The 16,593-nt window shown below is 61.5% G+C and carries 14 protein-coding genes and 1 pseudogene; 11 read left to right on the top strand and 4 right to left on the bottom strand.

The window, feature by feature from the left end; genetic code table 11:
* Nucleotides 1–211 precede the first annotated feature (211 nt).
* Nucleotides 212–673, bottom strand: a complete 462-nt coding sequence (locus tag ENE74_RS18300) for a hypothetical protein (protein ID WP_164847498.1) — start codon at nucleotides 671–673, stop codon at nucleotides 212–214.
* 607 nt (nucleotides 674–1,280) lie between these two features.
* On the opposite strand from ENE74_RS18300, the gene ENE74_RS14980 reads away from it, so the two are divergent.
* From ENE74_RS14980 to ENE74_RS14965, 4 genes and pseudogenes are all read left to right on the top strand, one after another.
* The gene (locus ENE74_RS14980; RefSeq protein ID WP_127691736.1) at nucleotides 1,281–2,039 is read left to right on the top strand and encodes a hypothetical protein; all 759 of its coding nucleotides are present in this window, start codon (nucleotides 1,281–1,283) and stop codon (nucleotides 2,037–2,039) included.
* 38 nt (nucleotides 2,040–2,077) lie between these two features.
* Nucleotides 2,078–3,454 (top strand): annotated as a pseudogene (locus tag ENE74_RS14975) (NAD-dependent succinate-semialdehyde dehydrogenase).
* Between the two features lie 5 nt (nucleotides 3,455–3,459).
* The gene (locus ENE74_RS14970; protein ID WP_127691735.1) at nucleotides 3,460–4,872 is read left to right on the top strand and encodes a dihydrolipoyl dehydrogenase; all 1,413 of its coding nucleotides are present in this window, start codon (nucleotides 3,460–3,462) and stop codon (nucleotides 4,870–4,872) included.
* Nucleotides 4,873–5,057: 185 nt separating this feature from the next.
* Complete coding sequence (locus tag ENE74_RS14965) at nucleotides 5,058–5,237, top strand: hypothetical protein (protein WP_127691734.1); 180 nt, start codon at nucleotides 5,058–5,060, stop codon at nucleotides 5,235–5,237.
* 65 nt (nucleotides 5,238–5,302) lie between these two features.
* Here ENE74_RS14965 and ENE74_RS14960 read toward each other — a convergent pair whose 3' ends face one another.
* A complete protein-coding gene (locus tag ENE74_RS14960) occupies nucleotides 5,303–5,491 on the bottom strand; it encodes a hypothetical protein (protein ID WP_127691733.1) in 189 nt (62 codons plus the stop codon).
* Nucleotides 5,492–5,771: 280 nt separating this feature from the next.
* On the opposite strand from ENE74_RS14960, the gene ENE74_RS14955 reads away from it, so the two are divergent.
* The 4 genes from ENE74_RS14955 (at nucleotide 5,772) to ENE74_RS14940 (ending at nucleotide 11,056) form a co-directional block, all read left to right on the top strand.
* On the top strand, nucleotides 5,772–6,455 hold the full coding sequence (locus ENE74_RS14955; RefSeq protein ID WP_127691732.1) for a type IV toxin-antitoxin system AbiEi family antitoxin domain-containing protein: 684 nt from the start codon (nucleotides 5,772–5,774) through the stop codon (nucleotides 6,453–6,455).
* Nucleotides 6,452–7,303, top strand: coding sequence for a nucleotidyl transferase AbiEii/AbiGii toxin family protein (locus ENE74_RS14950; protein ID WP_127691731.1), 852 nt, complete (start codon nucleotides 6,452–6,454; stop codon nucleotides 7,301–7,303). Before ENE74_RS14955 ends, ENE74_RS14950 begins: the two co-directional genes overlap by 4 nt.
* A gap of 302 nt (nucleotides 7,304–7,605) precedes the next feature.
* The gene (locus tag ENE74_RS14945; protein ID WP_127691730.1) at nucleotides 7,606–8,694 is read left to right on the top strand and encodes an AAA family ATPase; all 1,089 of its coding nucleotides are present in this window, start codon (nucleotides 7,606–7,608) and stop codon (nucleotides 8,692–8,694) included.
* Nucleotides 8,627–11,056, top strand: coding sequence for a S8 family peptidase (locus ENE74_RS14940; protein WP_206517728.1), 2,430 nt, complete (start codon nucleotides 8,627–8,629; stop codon nucleotides 11,054–11,056). The genes ENE74_RS14945 and ENE74_RS14940 overlap by 68 nt, the downstream gene beginning before the upstream one ends.
* 36 nt (nucleotides 11,057–11,092) lie before the next feature.
* On the opposite strand, the gene ENE74_RS14935 is transcribed toward ENE74_RS14940, so the two are convergent.
* Entirely contained in the window at nucleotides 11,093–11,701 is a 609-nt protein-coding gene (locus tag ENE74_RS14935) for a hemerythrin domain-containing protein (protein ID WP_127691729.1), read from the bottom strand.
* 175 nt (nucleotides 11,702–11,876) lie between these two features.
* Complete coding sequence (locus ENE74_RS14930; protein ID WP_127691728.1) at nucleotides 11,877–12,239, bottom strand: hypothetical protein; 363 nt, start codon at nucleotides 12,237–12,239, stop codon at nucleotides 11,877–11,879.
* Between the two features lie 187 nt (nucleotides 12,240–12,426).
* Between ENE74_RS14930 and ENE74_RS14925 the strand changes: the two genes are divergently transcribed.
* The 3 genes from ENE74_RS14925 to ENE74_RS14915 all read left to right on the top strand — a co-directional run bounded on the left by ENE74_RS14925 (nucleotide 12,427) and on the right by ENE74_RS14915 (nucleotide 16,502).
* Nucleotides 12,427–12,801, top strand: a complete 375-nt coding sequence (locus ENE74_RS14925) for a response regulator (protein WP_241242026.1) — start codon at nucleotides 12,427–12,429, stop codon at nucleotides 12,799–12,801.
* A 207-nt stretch (nucleotides 12,802–13,008) separates the two neighbouring features.
* Nucleotides 13,009–14,004 (top strand): tetratricopeptide repeat protein, encoded by a 996-nt coding sequence (locus ENE74_RS14920; RefSeq protein WP_127691726.1) that lies wholly within the window; start codon nucleotides 13,009–13,011, stop codon nucleotides 14,002–14,004.
* Nucleotides 13,989–16,502, top strand: coding sequence for an NACHT domain-containing protein (locus ENE74_RS14915; RefSeq protein ID WP_241242025.1), 2,514 nt, complete (start codon nucleotides 13,989–13,991; stop codon nucleotides 16,500–16,502). The genes ENE74_RS14920 and ENE74_RS14915 overlap by 16 nt, the downstream gene beginning before the upstream one ends.
* Nucleotides 16,503–16,593 lie beyond the last annotated feature (91 nt).

Genomic DNA, 16,593 nt, shown 5'->3' with positions numbered 1-16,593 from the left:
GCCTTTCGGACAAGAAGACGCGGTGCGGATCCGGGGGGCGAGGATCCGCACCGCGTCGGCGCTGGCCGTCCAGGGGGAGGAGCAAGGAACAACGGCCAGCGCAAACAGGAACTAGCGGTATGCAATCAAGGGGACGGATCGGGCCGCAGGATGATCCGTGTCCAGCATCGCTCATCCTGCCGCATAACCGCCTCCTTGATGTCTGAGGCTGTTATCGGCTCGTCAAGCAACAGGAGTTGGCGACGATTGTAAATCTTTGTGACGCTCGGTCGGCTTTGGGCATGCGCAGCGTGCTGGCCGAGTTGGGTATCGCCATTTCGGTCGGGATCTTTGATGGCCCTTCAGATGGTAGGCGAGATCGCTGACGGGGAGTCCATGCTCGACTTTCCAGACGCACTGAACATCGTTGTCGTGCTGGGAGGGCATGGGTGCGCTTGCCGTCCGCGTCGACGACCGTGACATAGAACTGAGTGATCCAAGTGAACCGGTCGTTCCCGTTGTCCTTTAAAAGCAGAATCTCATTGCCGCTGCTCGCCGCGTCGACGGTGCTGCTACCCGGAACATTCAACGGGCGGCCGTGACGGTCATCCGTGGCAGTGAAGCCCTTGCTGTAAGCGCAGGGAAATATCTCCGATTCACGACCAATCGACGGCGGCCCCTTCTTGCCGGTCATCTAGTAGCAGTCAGAGTTGAGGCAATAATCTTGTGCGCGCGACCGTCTCGGGGCGTCGCCGTCGCCGACATGGTGGAGTGCAGTGCCGCTGGACGGTCTCGCCAAGCCACGAAATACAGCGGAGGATTGTCTGCTGAGCGCGCTATGCGATGCGCTATTGTCCAGCCATGCCGCGCTTGCACTGCGGCACGCTGATCCCAATGCCTCCCTCTAGAAGAAGGTCGATCTTGGAGAGCTGCACCGGATCCTCCATCGCGACGCACAGACCAAAAGCCATACCGGCGTCGCAGTGATTGTAATACCTTGCTGGGCGGCCACGAAGGTTCGCAACGAGCAAACGGCAGGTTCTGAAACAAGCTGCCGTTGGGAGCCCGAGCGGCGAACGACGCATTTTGGTCGGAACCGGAAAATCTACACCTGAAGGGCGCTGGACGGGTCGCGTGGAACGCAGTCCCGCCGTCACTGCAATCGGTCCGTCAAAACTTCCCTTCTGCCTTGATTTCCTCGCTGTCGAGGCCGGGAGAGCGGAACCACCAACTTCTTCCGCACTTGTGCCAATAGACGGCTTGTAACACGCGTCGGACACGAACGAGCGGAGATAAAGCCCTTGAAGCAACTAGCTGACGACTTCTGGAATTTTCGGGGCACGTTCAGGATTGCAGGCTTGATCGACGTCGGCACGCAGATGTCCCTCATTCGCCGCCCGACCGGGCGCTTCCTGCTCATAGATAGCTATGAGGTCAGTGGCGAGGATCGCGACGGCCTTCTTGCATTGACCGATAATGGCGACGCGATCGACGCAATCATCAATGTCCATCCCTTCCACACGCTGCACTGCCAAGCCGCCCATAAGTTGGCACCGAAAGCGCGTCTGTTCGGGACGCAGCGACACCGCGAGCAGGCGCCAGAATTGCCGTGGGAAAGAACTATCATCGAAGCGCGCGCCACGCAGGCAGCTTTCGAAGAGTTGGAATTCGAGATCCCGGCAGGTCTCGATCTGGTCGCCGATGACGACAGCGTCCATGCAGCATCCGTCCTAGTGCGCCATCGGAAAAGTCGCATCGTGCACGTCGACGACACGCTCATGGTGCTGGCGGCACCCGGTGTCCTTGGCCACATACTGCCCCAATCTCGCATGCGATTTCATCCCAAGTTGGAGAAGGCGTTGCAGGCACGCCCTGGGGCCGCCGACGACTTCGCCGAATGGGCCAGTGGGCTCGCGGAAAGTTGGGCGGACACACCGATCGTCTGCGCCGCTCACTCCGCCGTACGCGAACTGCCTCCCGGTGGTTGGCGTGACGAGATCACCCAAGCTCTATCCGACGTTCGAGACACTCTGGACCATCACCGATCGCGCCACGGCTGACGTCACCGCGCCGTCCATCAATCAGGAAATTCGACCCTATGAGCGATAAGACTGTCCGCACGATCAATCCTCTCTCCGAGGAAGTGATCGCTACTTACCCGCTCATGTCAGACGAGGAGGCTGCGGCAACCGTGAAGGCGAGCCACGAGGCGTTTCTGGAGTGGCGCCTTCGCAGTCTCGACGACCGCGCCGAGGTCATGGGCGCGATTGGCCAGGCTCTCCGGGCTTCCAAGGAGGAATTTGCGTAGTTGATGACGCGAGAGGTGGGAAAACTCATCAGCGACAGCCGCAGCGAGGTCGATCTCGTGGCGGCGATCTGTGACTATACGGCCGAACATGGTCCCAAGGTGCTGGCCGACGAGGAACGCTCAGCAGAGGGCGCCACCGCCTATGTCGTCCATGCGCCGATCGGCGTGATCTACGGCATTCAACCGTGGAATTTCCCGGCTTATCAAGCGGTGCGATATTCCATCGCCAGTCTGATGGCCGGCTACGGAGTCCTGCTAAAGCATGCTGAGAGTTGCACGGGCAGCGGCCTGTTCCTCCGCGATCTCTACGAACGCGCTGGGCTTCCCAAGGGCCTGTTCGGCGTCCTGATCATCTCGCATGAGCAATCGGACAAGATCATCGAGAATGATCTCGTGCGTGGGATAACTCTGACGGGTAGCGATCGGGCGGGCCGCGCCGTGGCCGCCAAGGCGGGTGAACTGGTCAAGAAGACCGTGCTCGAACTCGGCTCGAATGATGCCTACCTCATTCTCGACGATGCCGACCTCGATCTTGCGATTGAGACCTGCGTCGCAGGCCGCATCTACAACAATGGCCAGACGTGCGTGAACGCCAAGCGCTTCATCGTCACCGAGAAGAACCACGACGCCTTTGTCGAAGGCTATGTCGACAAGTTCCGCGCCATCGAAATGGGAGATCCCACCGACGACGCCAAGAAGCTCGGCCCCCTCGTGAGCGAAGCCCAGAGGGATCAGCTCCACAAGCAGGTGGAAGAAAGCGTCGCCAAGGGCGCACGCGTGCTAGTCGGCGGCGAGGTTCCAGACCGCACCGGGTGGTTCTATCCCGCGACTGTCCTTGTCGACGTGGCCCCCGGGCAGCCTGCCTATGACGACGAGCTGTTCGGACCGGCCGCTTCTATCATTCGGGCGAAGGATGACGAGGATGCGATGCGCATCGCCAATGACAGCCGCTACGGCCTCGGCGGCGGTATATTCAGCCGAGACGTCGACCGCGCGCGCGAACTGGCTGCGAAGTATTTCGACACCGGCATGATCTTCATCAACACCTTCGACGTGGCATCGCCAGATTTGCCATTCGGAGGCGTCAAAACGTCCGGCTACGGCCGCGAACATGGTCCAGAAGGACTGAAGGAGTTCGTGAACGTCAAGTCGATCAAGATCGGCTGAACTGGATGTCGCAGACCCTCCAATGTGACGTCGCGGTGATCGGTGCCGGCACCGCCGGCATCGCCGCTGAGCGGGCAGCCCGAAAGAACGGCGCATCGACGTTGCTGATAGACCCCGAGTTCAACGGCACGACCTGCGCGACCGTGGGCTGCATGCCTTCCAAACTGGTGATCGCCGCTGCACGAGAAGTCGTCCGCATACGCCGCGCAGGCCTGTTCGGCATCGAAGTGGACGGCATGCGGATCGACGGTTCGGCAGTGATGCAGAGGGTGCGGGCGGAGCGGGACAGATTCGCAGCGCTCACACGAGAATCCTTCAATGATATTCCTAAGCAAGTCCTGCTGCGCGCTCGCGCCCGGTTTGATGGACCGAACATCCTCAAGCTCGACGACGGCCGACGCATCGAAGCCCGAGCGATCATCATCGCAACTGGTTCCGTTCCGATCCTGCCCGACCCTTTCGCCGCTCTCGGCGATGCGGCGCTGACCAGCGACCGTGTGTTCGAATTGGAGGATCTGCCCAAGAGGCTGGCGGTCGTTGGATCGGGGGCAATCGGTCTCGAGCTGGCGCAGGCCTTCGCTCACCTCGGGGTCAAGGTCGCCTTGTTCGACAAGGGTGAGCGGATGGCCAAGCTCCGCTGCCCGAAGGTGCATTCGCGCCTTCGCGAGTTCCTGGAGGAGAGCCTCGACCTGCATCTCGGCGTCGATGTCAGCCCGCACCAGACGCGGGAAGGCGCGAAATTACTTTGGCGTGGGAAAAGTGAAGGGGAAGCCGTCTTCGACAAGGTGCTCGTCGCGGTCGGCCGCAAGCCCATGCTCGGTGGTCTCGATCTCGAGAAAGCCGGCCTTGACCTCGATGATCATGGCATCCCGATCCATGATAGAAAGACCATGCGCTGCGGCGAGACGGCAGTTTTCCTTGCAGGGGACGTGGCAGCAGACTTGCCCCTTCTCCACGAGGCATCACATGACGGCGCCATTGCCGGCCGCAACGCCGCAGCGTTTCCCGCGCCAATTCCGGTCTCGCGCAATACCGCGTTCAGCATCACGTTCACGGAGCCCGCACTGGCGACGATCGGCGAGGCAGAGGAGGACGGTGCCATCACCGGCACCGCTGAATTTGGCGATCAGGGACGAGCCCGTGTCGACGGCGTAAACCGAGGTGCACTCACACTGTATGCAGCAGCGCCCAATGGTCGCTTGATCGGTGCCGATCTCATTGCCCCAGCTGGCGAGCATCTGGCGCATATGCTGGCATGGGCGATCCAAAGTGGGCAAACTGCGACGCAGCTTTTGGCCATGCCATTCTATCATCCCACGATAGAGGAGGGGTTGAAGCAAGCGCTGCGAACGATCTGCGCTGCAACGCCAATCGATCTGCCGAGTGATCAGGATAGCGGCACCCCTTCGGGCGCATAACTATTCACATTTACTACAATTTATCCGTTCCACCCTGCTTCTACCAGAGCAGAGCACAGGATGTGCTCGAAAAGCTGCGGTTTTGTCGAAGCCAATATATGCGACCGCCAACAGCCTCTGCTCGGGAACGAGCATTCGTCCGAAGTGTTCTATAGAACGGAATACAATCTCATACGGAGAGCGACATGAGCATCGAAGGAAAGGCCAAGGAAGCCGCCGGATACGTCAAGGAAGAGCTGAACGAGCACGGCAAGACCCCCGAGGCGCAGAAGAAGGCCCAGGAGGGTCGCGACCTGCGCAACGAAGGGCGGATCGAGGACGGCAAGGCGCCGAAGACCACGCCGGTCGGCAGCGGCGCGGAGTAAACTTTCATCCGCTCCCAAGCAAAGCGCCGCCCCTCACCGGGCGGCGTTTTTCATTTCGGATTTGCCTATTTCAGCGGCGTGTAAAGGCGATGAAAGGGGCTGACCCTGAGGTGCTCCGGTGTCAGGCGGATATGCAGCCCGTCGTCCAAAGGCCCATCCAGCGCAAAGGCCTTTTCCGCCTCGTAAATGTCGTCGCGGCGCGCATCCTTCCAGTCTGAAATGCTTCCAAACGCGCGCTCCTTTTGCTCCTTCATCGTGGTCGCAACCACGAAACTTCTCGGCCGCCAGGGGCCGCTCCCCGGTCGCGTCGATGAGCGCCGGGAAGTGTCTCCGGTCGCCATCGATGGTGACGACCGCGCCCGCCTCCGTTCCGCGTGTTTCGATCCTGCGGACCCGCCCAAATTTGCCTCGGCCTTCCAGCGCTCGGTTGGCGTCACACCGTCTCAATGGACACAACGCATGCGGCACTGACCCAGTTCAGGCCTTTATCAAAAAATTCTGGAAACTTGCAGATTTTGGAAGTATTGAGAATTTATGCCTTCTCTCGCGCAGATCGTTTCGGCCGCTGGGCTTTCTGACCATATTCTGAGCGAACGCCAATTGGATGGGTTGCTGGGCGGAAGCGCCGCACGCCGATACGGCCTCGTAAATCGCGGATTGAAAGATGGATCACTCGTCCGGTTGAAGCGCGGCGCCTATCTGCTTGGGAAAAACTATCGAAGCGGCTCCACCCATCCCTTTGCCATCGCTCAGGGATTGGTGTCCGGGAGCTATGTGTCGTTTGAAAGCGCGCTTGCCTATCATGGCTGGATTCCCGAGGCCGTCTTCCTGACGGCAAGCGTATCACCGGGTCGCAAGAGCCTTACCTATGAGACCAGCGATTTTGGTCAATTCAGCTTCCATCCTCTCGCCATCGAGAAGTATCGTTTCCTGGAGGGCGTGGATCGCGTAAAGCTGGGCGCAATGACGGCGTTTGTCGCCCAGCCTCTCCGCGCGCTCATGGACCTCGTCGCACTCAGAAAAGAACCCTGGTCCGGATTGGACTGGCTGACCTCCGGCATGAGGATCGATCAGGACCTGCTTCTAGGCCTCAGGCGCCATGATTTCGCCAAGCTCCGCCCCGTTTACAAGCACAAGGCCGTAAGACTGTTTCTGCTCGAGTTGGAAAACTGTGTCCTGAAAGCGAAAACCACCGCAGCCGGCAAGGACGTGCCATGATCGACATCATCAAACAAAAGCTGCGGCAATATGGAGCCGCCAACGCGCTCGAGGAGGAGAATGCAGTCAAGGAGATCCTGCAAGAGATTGCGTTATATGCCCTGTGGCGCGCCGACTTCTTCGACCTGGCGCTTTTTCAGGGCGGCACCTCGCTCCGGATCCTGCATGGTTTGCCACGATTTTCGGAGGATCTCGATTTTCTCTTGCGTGCGCCCGATTGCGGTTTCGACTGGTCGCCCTATCTCAAGACCCTCGTCGCGGTCTTCGCGCAGTTCGGCCTGAAGCTCGAGGCGCAACCACGGGCCAGGATGGAACAGGCCATCCGCCAGGCGCTCATCAAGGACGATTCTCTCGCCAGCCAACTCGACCTGTCTTTTGCGGGCTCGGGGCGGCCCAGGACGATCCGGATCAAGCTGGAGATCGACGTCAATCCGCCGGCAGGTTCCGGAGAGGCAGCCACCTATCTCGATTTTCCTGCTGACCATGAGGTTCGCCACCAGGATCTGTCCTCCAACTTCGCGCTCAAGATCCACGCGCTTCTGTGCCGCGGCTTCCTCAAGGGCCGAGACTGGTATGACTTCTCCTGGTATGTGGCCAAGGGCGTCACCCCCAATCTCGCATTGCTGAGGAACGCGCTGCTTCAGGCTGGTCCATGGGCTGGCGACGGAACAGTTACTGCGGACATGCCATGGCTCAGAGACGCGCTGAAAAGCCCGATCTCACGCATCGACTGGGGAGCCGCAGCCGACGATGTGCGTCGGTTTCTCAAGCCAGCGGAAATCAAATCGTTGGACCTGTGGAGCGAGCGCTTCTTTCTTGCGAAGGTCGACAAGCTTGTCGCTGGCTGAGACGATCAGTGAAAGAACAGCCAGAGGAGCAGAATGATCGGAATCGGAACGCCAATCAGCCAAAGCAGAATACTTTTCCCATTGCCAGTCTCCCGTCATTTCATCGGGAGAATGACCGGGCTTTTCCTATGTTCCGTCATGGAAGACGCAGAGAGCCTGGAATGAGCAGGGCATGGCGACACGGTATGATCCGATCCATCCTGCCCCTCTCCAGCATTTTCGATGGTCTTCAGGCGAGGTTCCGGTTATCCCCGCGGCAAACGGGGGGTGTATCGCGGCTTAAACCACGATACATGGGGAAGATGGCATCGGCGCAGCAACTCATTGGTCTCGTGAAGAGCCACGCGGAAGGCGATTCCGAGCGCTTCTTCGACCTCGCCATGCAGCTTTCATCGGCCGAAGAGCAAAAAGGCCATAAGCGGCTTGCCGAACAGCTTCGCCAATGGGCCCATGCGGGACAATCACCGCCAACCAGTGTCGTCGGTGCCAGCCGTCCGACGGCGATCGCTGCGCCGCGCGGTGACCTCGCGGAATTCCTGCTGGCCTCCTATCCGGCCGAGCGCCTGGGTAGCGTCATCCTCCCCTCGCCGATTGCCGAGGAACTGGCCCATATCGTCGTCGAGACCCGAATGCGGGAGAAACTCGAGGAAAAAGGCCTGAAGCCCAGGCGCCGCCTGTTGCTCTCGGGTCCTCCGGGGACAGGCAAGACCCTGAGCGCCCACAGCCTTGCCGGAGAGCTTCAGTTCCCGCTTTTCTCCGTCCTGCTGCACGGGCTCATCACCAAATATATGGGCGAGACTGCGCAGAAACTGAAACTCGTTTTCGACGCGATCAAGACCACGCGGGGCGTCTACCTGTTCGACGAGATCGATGCGCTTGCAGCGGCGCGCGGCGATGGCAACGATGTGGGCGAAGCGCGCCGCGTCCTCAATTCCTTCCTGCAGTTCCTCGACGAGGACACCGGCCCGTCGATTGTCGTGGCGACGACGAACCTCGCCGAAATTCTCGATCGGGCCGTGCTGCGGCGTTTCGATCTCGTCCTGTCCTATGAACTGCCCGATGCCGCGGCGATCCGGGAAGCGGTCGAGCGGCGTCTCATCGGATTTTCCATTTCCAGACTGTCCTGGACGAAAGTGACCGATGGTGCGGCGGGGCTCTCGACGGCCGACGTCGTGGCGGCCGCGGAAGATGCCGCCCGCCGCGCGGTGCTTGGGGACAGGCTGGCCATCACGACACAGGATCTGCTCAATTCGCTGGAGCGCCGTCGCTCGCTACAGGGGCTAGGAAGAGGCGGGCATGCCACGGGATCGACGTCATTTTCTGTTGAAGGATCTGGGAAAGCCCCATCCCTTTCAGGCCAAAAGCGGAGGCGGCGGAAAGTCGCCGAGTGACGTTCTCGACCGGGCAGGCCATGCCCAGGCCCTCCTGAAGGCGATCGACGCACTTCCCGGCATGGCAGCAGAGCATCTGCCTGGCCTCTATCTCGAGGTGCAGAGCCGCCCGAACGAAAAGCTGAAAAAAGACAGTCTCAACGCGAGCGGCGTGGCGTTGCTCCGCTGCAATTCTGAAACCCACGAAGGCATCGCAACCGAATCCGCCACGCTCTTCGCGACAGCAAGAGGCGTCGAAAATCTTCGCAAGAAGGTCGAACAGTTCGAAAAGGAGGACATGCCCGCCAGGGAGAAGGATGGCGAGATCATCCCGGGCCGCCCCAGGAACGCCGACCTCGTCCAGAGCCTTGCCGCGATCACCGAGGCGGGCCTCAGGGCGTTGTGGAGGGGTCCCCAGGAGCGCTTCCCCGAGGCTGATGGCGTGATCGCCTGGGAGCTCTGGCTCGAGCCAGGGGAGGCGGATGCCTTCATCGCGAAAGCCGCCGACTATCAAGTCGAAATCGGCGGTGACCGGCTTGTCTTTCCCGAGGACGTCGTTGTCATTGCCCGGGCGCCGCGGAACAATATCGCGCTTGCGGTAAGACGCCTTGGGTCGGTTCGGGCTCTCGCCGAGCCGGTCGTGACTGCCGATTTCTTCGACGCGATGGACGTCCAGGAACAGGCGGCCTGGGTTGCCGAGCTGGGCGAGAGAACAACCTTTGCGGGTCTTCCGGACGGCGGCTATGTGACGCTTCTCGATACCGGGGTGAGCCGCGCTCATCCTCTGATCGCTCCGGTGCTTGCCGCCGAGGATCGCCATGCGGCCGATCCCGCTTGGGGCCTTGACGATGTGAAGGGCCACGGCACCCAGCTGGCCGGCCTGGCGCTGTACGGCGATCTGACGAATGTTCTTCAGACGATGCAGCCCGTGACGGTCGCTCATCGCCTGGAATCCGTGAAGCTGCTGCCCGATGCCGGCGTCAATCCGCACCATCTCCTGGGCGCTGTCACGCGAAGGGCAATCGATGCCGTCGAGCTCACGCCGCGTCGCCGCACCTTCACCATGGCGGCGACCACGGACGAGGACAGTCCGCACGACGGCGCGCCCACGTCCTGGTCCAGTGAGGTGGATCAACTCGCTGCAGGCGTTTCGGGAGCGCAGCCCAACAGGCGGCTTGTCCTCGTGTCCGCGGGCAACACGGATAATTTCGCGTTCGGCGCGGGGCCTTATCTCGATGTCTGCGACCACGGCGACAATGAACTGGAATCGCCGTCCCAGGCCTGGAATGCGGTCTGTGTCGGTGCCTATACTGAAAAGACGATGGTGCCGCCCGGGGAAGGCCTCGTCATCGTCGCGCCGCCGGGCGACCTTTCGCCGAGCTCCCGCACGGCGTCATGGTCATCGACCTGGCCGCTCAAGCCCGATGTGGTGCTCGAAGGAGGCAACTGGGCCGTCGGTCATGCGCCGCCGCCGATGCGGCATGGCTGGCTTTCGCTGCTGACGACGCATCATGGTTATCCGCAACGATCCTTCAGCTTCACCTATGATACGAGCGCCGCGACAGCAATCGCGGCCGGTCAGGTCACCGAATTATGGTCTGACTATCCGCAGCTCTGGCCGGAAACGATCAGGGGCCTCTATGTCGCCTCGGCGCGATGGACCCCTCAGATGCGCTCGCATCTTCCGGCCAATCCCAGCAAAGGAGACTATGCCCGGCTGTTTCGTCGCTACGGCTATGGCGTTCCAGACCTGGCGCGCGCCCGGCGCAGCGCCGCAAATGCGCTGAGCCTTGTCGTTCAGGACGTGATCACGCCCTATGGGTTGTCGGAAAAGACCGGCGGCGACGTACACAAGGAGATGCGGCTCTTTACCCTCCCCTGGCCGGTCGAGGCTCTGCGTAAGCTCGGCAATACGCCCATCACGCTACGCGTGGCGCTCAGCTCGTTCATCGCGCCCAATCCCTCCGAGGCTTCGCGGGGATCGCGTTATCGCTATGCCTCCCATAATCTGCGTTTCAAGTTGAACCGTGCAGGCGAGAATGCAGGCCAGTTTTTGGCACGGATCAGCAAGGCGGCGGAGCCTGCCGGACCGCAGATCGAGGAGGATGATCTCTGGGACTATGGCAGCGACCGCCGCGACGTCGGTTCACTTCATATCGACCAGCTCACGTGCAGGGCGTCCGACCTCGCCCGCCGCAATCTCCTCGCCGTGCATCCCGTTGCGGGCTGGTGGAAATCAAAGGCCCTCCTGCAGGGCGGCTTGCCGGAGGTCCGTTTCGCGCTGATCGTCGAAATCGATACGCAAGGGATCGAAGCCGAGCTCTATGCCGAAGTCGAAGCAAAGGTTGCCGCGCTGACGCCGGCCCAGGCCGTCGTTATTTGATCAGGTGCACCCAGGCCCTGCGAAGGCCCTTGGGCTTCAGGCGATCGGCGACAGCGCGATTTTCTTCTCGATCTCGGCCGAGGCTTTTTCCGCCTTTTTGCGACGATTGAACACTTGGCGCATATAAGTCTGATCCTTGGGGGTCAGCACTTTCTCCGCTTCCACGAACTGCTCGGTTTCTTCCTCGAGGATGTGGTCGAGATATTCCTCCTTGAGCGCCGCGAAATGGCGTAGCCAACCTGGCGCAGTCATGTCGCGCGCGGCTGCATCCGCCATCAGCTTGTCGAGCTTGTGATGATCGCCGACCGCATGCCGCGCGAATTCCGTCGTATCGGGATTGCGCATGACGGTCGACCAGAGCGCCTGCTCCTCAGCCGCCGCATGGCCATGCACGTCGCGAACGAATTCCTCGAACAGCGTCTTGCGTTCGGGGTCTTTCGGCCCGGTTGCATCGATCATGGCGAGCAGGGCGCGATGCTTGTCATGGTCCTCGACCAGCCGACCGAAGATAGCCGGATTGCCGCGAAATTTGGTCGCTGGTGTCGACCCGATCCGGGCCGGGACATCGGGGGCAATCGATTTGGCGCGCGCGACAGACGCGGCTTTCGCTTCTCGCTGCTTGGTCGGGCTGGCCTGGCGCGGCATGATGGTTCCTCCTGCCTGTTTTTGGGAGCGCGAGGCTGTTGCGCTACCGTATCGTCGCATAACGAATCCGGCCCTCCCGCGTTCCTGCGGGGAAACAGCCATCATGACGATGCCTAAAAGGCCGCAAGGCGAGGAGAACCTTCAGAGCGAACGGTTGCAGCGCTGACGCGGCCCCTTAGTTCAGCGAGAGGGACGGATAGGCGTCGCGCTCATAGACGACGACGCCGTGCGATGCTTTGGCGATACGGCGCTCCCAATCCTGCCGGCGCACGAAGCCGGGCAAGGTCGACTGCGCGGTGACCATGAAGACCGTCCATTCAGGATGAACCTCGGTAAGGACGGCGGTTTGGGTCTTTGCGCCAGTATCGAAGGTGATGGCCGCTGCAAGCGCTGTGCCTTCGCCCCACTCGACCTGCGCCAGCAGCACTAGGCTGATTGCACGCCAGGGTTCGACCCGGCTGCGGTTTCCCGAACGCAGCGTGAGGCAGGTTCGCTCGACGGCTATGATCTGAAGGGGTCGGGGCAGTGGCTTGGCCATGGCGTCCCCATAAGACAGAGCGGCAGCATCCGACCACGGTCTTTACTCCTGAAGCCGTGGCCAACACAGGCCTGCCTCTATCGAATTGCGACAAGCCGTACCCTGGCTTTGCCTGGACGCCGAAACCAAAGGGATGCGAGCCAGTTAAGGCCGCATGGAGAGATCGACAGTTCCTTTTGCCCTCGTCGTGGATGATGACGCCCTGATCCTGATGCTTGCCCGCGAGATACTGGAGGAAGCCGGATTTCGCTGTCATGAGGCCAAAAGCGGCGATGAGGCGATCGCGCTTCTTGAGACGCATCACGATTCCGTCGTGCTGCTCTTTTCCGATGTCGAGATGCCGGGATCGACGAACGGTTTTGCGCTCGCCCGTCATGTTGACACCCATTGGCCGCATATCGAGATCGTGATCGCCAGCGGACGCATGACGCCCGAGCCCGGCGACATGCCCGATCGCGCGACCTTCATCGGCAAGCCCTTCGCTTTGGACATGGTCCATGCGCATTTGCGCCGGACGCTGCCGGACGGCAAGAAGCCCGCGCCGCTGCGCCAGGCCGTCTGAAAGGGGCGCAGTGCTTCGTGCACGGCAAGCCATCTCTTATGCGCGATGCTGCTATTCTGCTCCGATCAGCGGCGCCGGCATCATCATAACGATCCCCTCTGCGCGATAGTCTATCCGGCAATCAGCGCGGCGACGCGCCGACGAAGCTCCCCGGGTGCGCGAACGCCGACGCCCTGATATGCAGATGCTTTGAGATGTTGGAGCGGCATGGGAATCGGTTTTCACGTTATCGACGGCGACGGGCGTTTGATTGGCGACGAAGCCCTGGACGAGGCTGATGGCGAACTGGAGGAACTGCTCGACCGCTATTCCGAGGGCAACCTGTCGCCGGCGCAATATGTGGGCGATCTCAAAGCGATCGTCGCGCGTCATCCCGACTTCATCGACGGACATCTCCACCTCGGCCAAGCTCTGGCCGAGGCCGGTCGGACGGGTCCCGCCCTATCCGCGTTCATGCGCGCAATTGCCGTCGGCGAAGCGGCGATGCCGTCGGACTTTGCGGGACCGCTTCCCTGGCAGGACTATAGGAACAGGCCGTTCCTGCGCGCGCTCCACGAAGCCGCCCTGACGGAACTGCAGCGCAAAAAGCGCAGATCGGCCATTCGCCTGATGGAGCGCATGATGGCGCTCGATCCGGACGATGGACGCGGGATCCGTTTCCTGCTGGGTTCACAGTATCTGCGCGTTCGCGAACCCGTTAAGGCGCGCTTTCTTCTGGAAGCCTGGGCCGATCGCTATCCGCCTTGCGCCTATGATCTGGGGCTGCTCTATTTCCGGGAGAACCGATTCCGGGATGCCGCGACGCAGCTACGGCGGGCCTTTGTGGCCAACCTCTACATCGCCGAAATGCTCTGCGGTCATCCCGATCCAAAGCCTCTCGCGATATGGCATGGGTCGAACTTCGCCGAACGCGAAGTCGCGCGCCATTATGTGGAGGACGGCGCGAAACTATGGAGCGACACCTGCGATGGCCTCGCCTTCCTCCATTGGCTCTATCATCATCCCAGGGTCATGGCCGAGCGTGCCGGCATCCTGGATTGCTGCGAACGGCTGAACTGGGAATTCGATTTCCAGGCCCGGAGTGACATCCTCAACCACCAGGAGAAATTGCTCGGCGCGATGGATGACACGCTTTCCGATGAGATCATCACGAGGAGATCGACCCGCGATGAACGTACGGTCTATCCATGGTGGCAACTGTGAGCGGCGGCCAGACGGGCATGAGCACGACCGAGCAGGGCAACGGGTTTCGGGACACGGTCGCCCAGGTGCTGCGCGCTGCAGGCTTCACCAATGCCGAGACCGAAGTCCAGCTCGGACACAAGAACGCCGATGTCGCTGCGGTGTGGCTCCGTGACGAGATGGCCGGCGAGCAGCGCTACGCCTTCGAAACCAAGGCCTATTCGGGTAGCCTGAAGCTCGGCGAATGTTCGCAGTTTGCCTATGATTACGGCCCGCTGATCATGAACGGTACGATCGATCAGGCCTGGCTCATATCGAGAGGCCCCATAACGCCTGAAGGCCGCAAGGCCGCCCAAAGCCAGCGCGGTCTCCAGGCTATGACCTTTGCCGAGCTGCAGCGCCGACTGCTCCGGCTCGACCCCTATCTCAATGAACTTGCTGCCGCCCATGCGCGCAGCCGGCTCCCTGAATATTATGTTCGGCCCGAAACAGCGGATGGCGAGGATCTGGAAGCCTGTGTCACGAGCTGGTTGGAAGAGGCCGATGCCCCTCCCCTGTTCGTGCTTGGGCCTTATGGCAAAGGCAAATCGACCTTCGCCAACCATCTCGCGGCGACCATGGCAACTCGGGCGCTCGAGGATCCCACGGCGCGTGTTCCCATCCTTGTTCGCCTCGGCGAAATCGCGGACGAACAGTCGCTTGAAGGATTGCTCGGCAAGGTGCTCGCCAGCCAGCACCGCGTGCCCGGCTATCATTTCGACACGTTCTCGGCGCTCAACCGCAACGGCCGGTTTCTCGTCATCTATGACGGCTTCGACGAGATGAAGCACGGCCTTACCCCGTCCAAATTCCAGACCGTCCTGGGCGAGCTCATGAAGCTCGACGAAGGCGATGCCCGCATCCTCGTGCTCGGCCGAGATACGGCCTTCCATGACGATGTCGAATTCAGGGCGGTCATCGAGGGCATCCAGGTCACGCCGGCCGGACGGCCGATTCAGAAGCCGGGCCGACGTGCCTATCGTCATGTCGAGATCCGCGGTTTCACGCCCGACGAAGCCCGCTCCTATGTCGAGCGTTACTTCCCGATCCGGGCGGCGGAAGAGAAGGAAGGACCAGCGACGAGTCCGCAATGGGTCGAGCAGCGTGTCTCCGAACTCATTTCGGGACGCTTCGACCGGCTGCTCGAACGCCCTGTCCATGCCCAGATGCTATGCGAAATCGCGGTCCATCCCGATCAGTTGCGGCCGGATATGTCGGTTTACGAACTGTTCGACAGCTTCGTCCACTATCTGCTGCTACGCGAACTCGACAAGCGCGGCCGCGACAAGGATTTCCCGATCGACATCCGTCGCCGCTTTAACGCCAGCCTCGCATGGTGGCTTTGGGAGCGCGGCGGCGCCTCGACCACGACGCTCGGCGATATCCCCCAGTCGCTGTGCGATGAGGCCGCGCGCGACATCAGCCATTCGCTCCAGAAGGAGGAGATGCGGCGCGAACTGATCCAGGGATGTCTGATCGAGAAAGGCCAGCAGACGATTTACTTCCATCGCTCGATTCAGGAGTTCCTCGCAGCCGAGCATCTTATCGAGACCGATCTCCTGCAGCGCGGAAGCTACGGGGCGGGATGGCTCCAGACCGTGACCACCGCCCTAACCCCGGAGGTTATCGAGTTCGTCGTCGCCGGCGCCAATATCAGTCGCGAGAGGCGCGAGCGCGCGCTCAAATGGTTTGACGCGTTATCCGATGCGCGCGCGGCGCGCGTGTCGCTTGCGGGGTTCGATCTTTTCATTCAGCTCGCAAAGTCGCTCGACGGCGCGTTGCCGGCCGTCCCCGACGCCCCGTTCCTGGTCTGGCTCGCATTCTTCTTACGCAATGGCGGCCGGGATTTTGCGCATCGCGGACGTAATACTTTCGCGGCTCTCGCCGATATGCTGATCGACGCAAGGAACGCTGACCGGGAAGTGCAGGCGGCCATATTATACGCCCTCGCACGGACCCTGTTTCACGGCCGGCGCGGACAGGACAACACGCTCGCGCTCGCCATTTCCGCGCTCATCCCGGTTCAGCAACTCAAGGCGCTTGTAGGCGATGCCGCGGCGAAGAAATCCGAACGGCAGATCGTCCGCTACAACGAGGATTATCTGTTCTGGAGCCTCTTGCGCAGCTGGCGCATCGATCGCAACGAGAGCGACGTCCTGACGCTGACGATCGATCTCATGCGCATGCACAGCGATGCGATGGGCGTCATGCCCGACGGGTTCGACAGTGATATCGAAGAGCCCGAGCAGACGATCTCCCTGCCGGTCCAAGCCCTCTACGTAGCCCTGGCGAGCCGCCAGCCGCCCGTCCACGAGCGCGACATCGATGCCATCCGGCCCTTCTTCAACGATCCCAAGGTGAGGAATGCTTTCGCGCCGGTCGAGATCGTCCACCGGCAGACAGCGCCGGTTCTCGATACCCCGGCAGCCGAGCGCGCGCCAAGACCGAAGCTCGGCATTCGCACGAGAGGCCCGCGCTGAAGAGCAGCCAGAAGATCCCGATCCAAGCGCAAGACAGGGCCTTCTGCACGAAACGTCAACCTGGAGATGGTAGGCAGATGTAATGCCGCCT

This window comes from Sphingobium algorifonticola (assembly GCF_004005485.1).
GTDB lineage: Bacteria > Pseudomonadota > Alphaproteobacteria > Sphingomonadales > Sphingomonadaceae > Sphingobium > Sphingobium algorifonticola.
The sequence above is the reverse complement of the archived record's forward strand: the minus strand, read 5'-3'. Positions and strand labels throughout refer to the sequence as shown.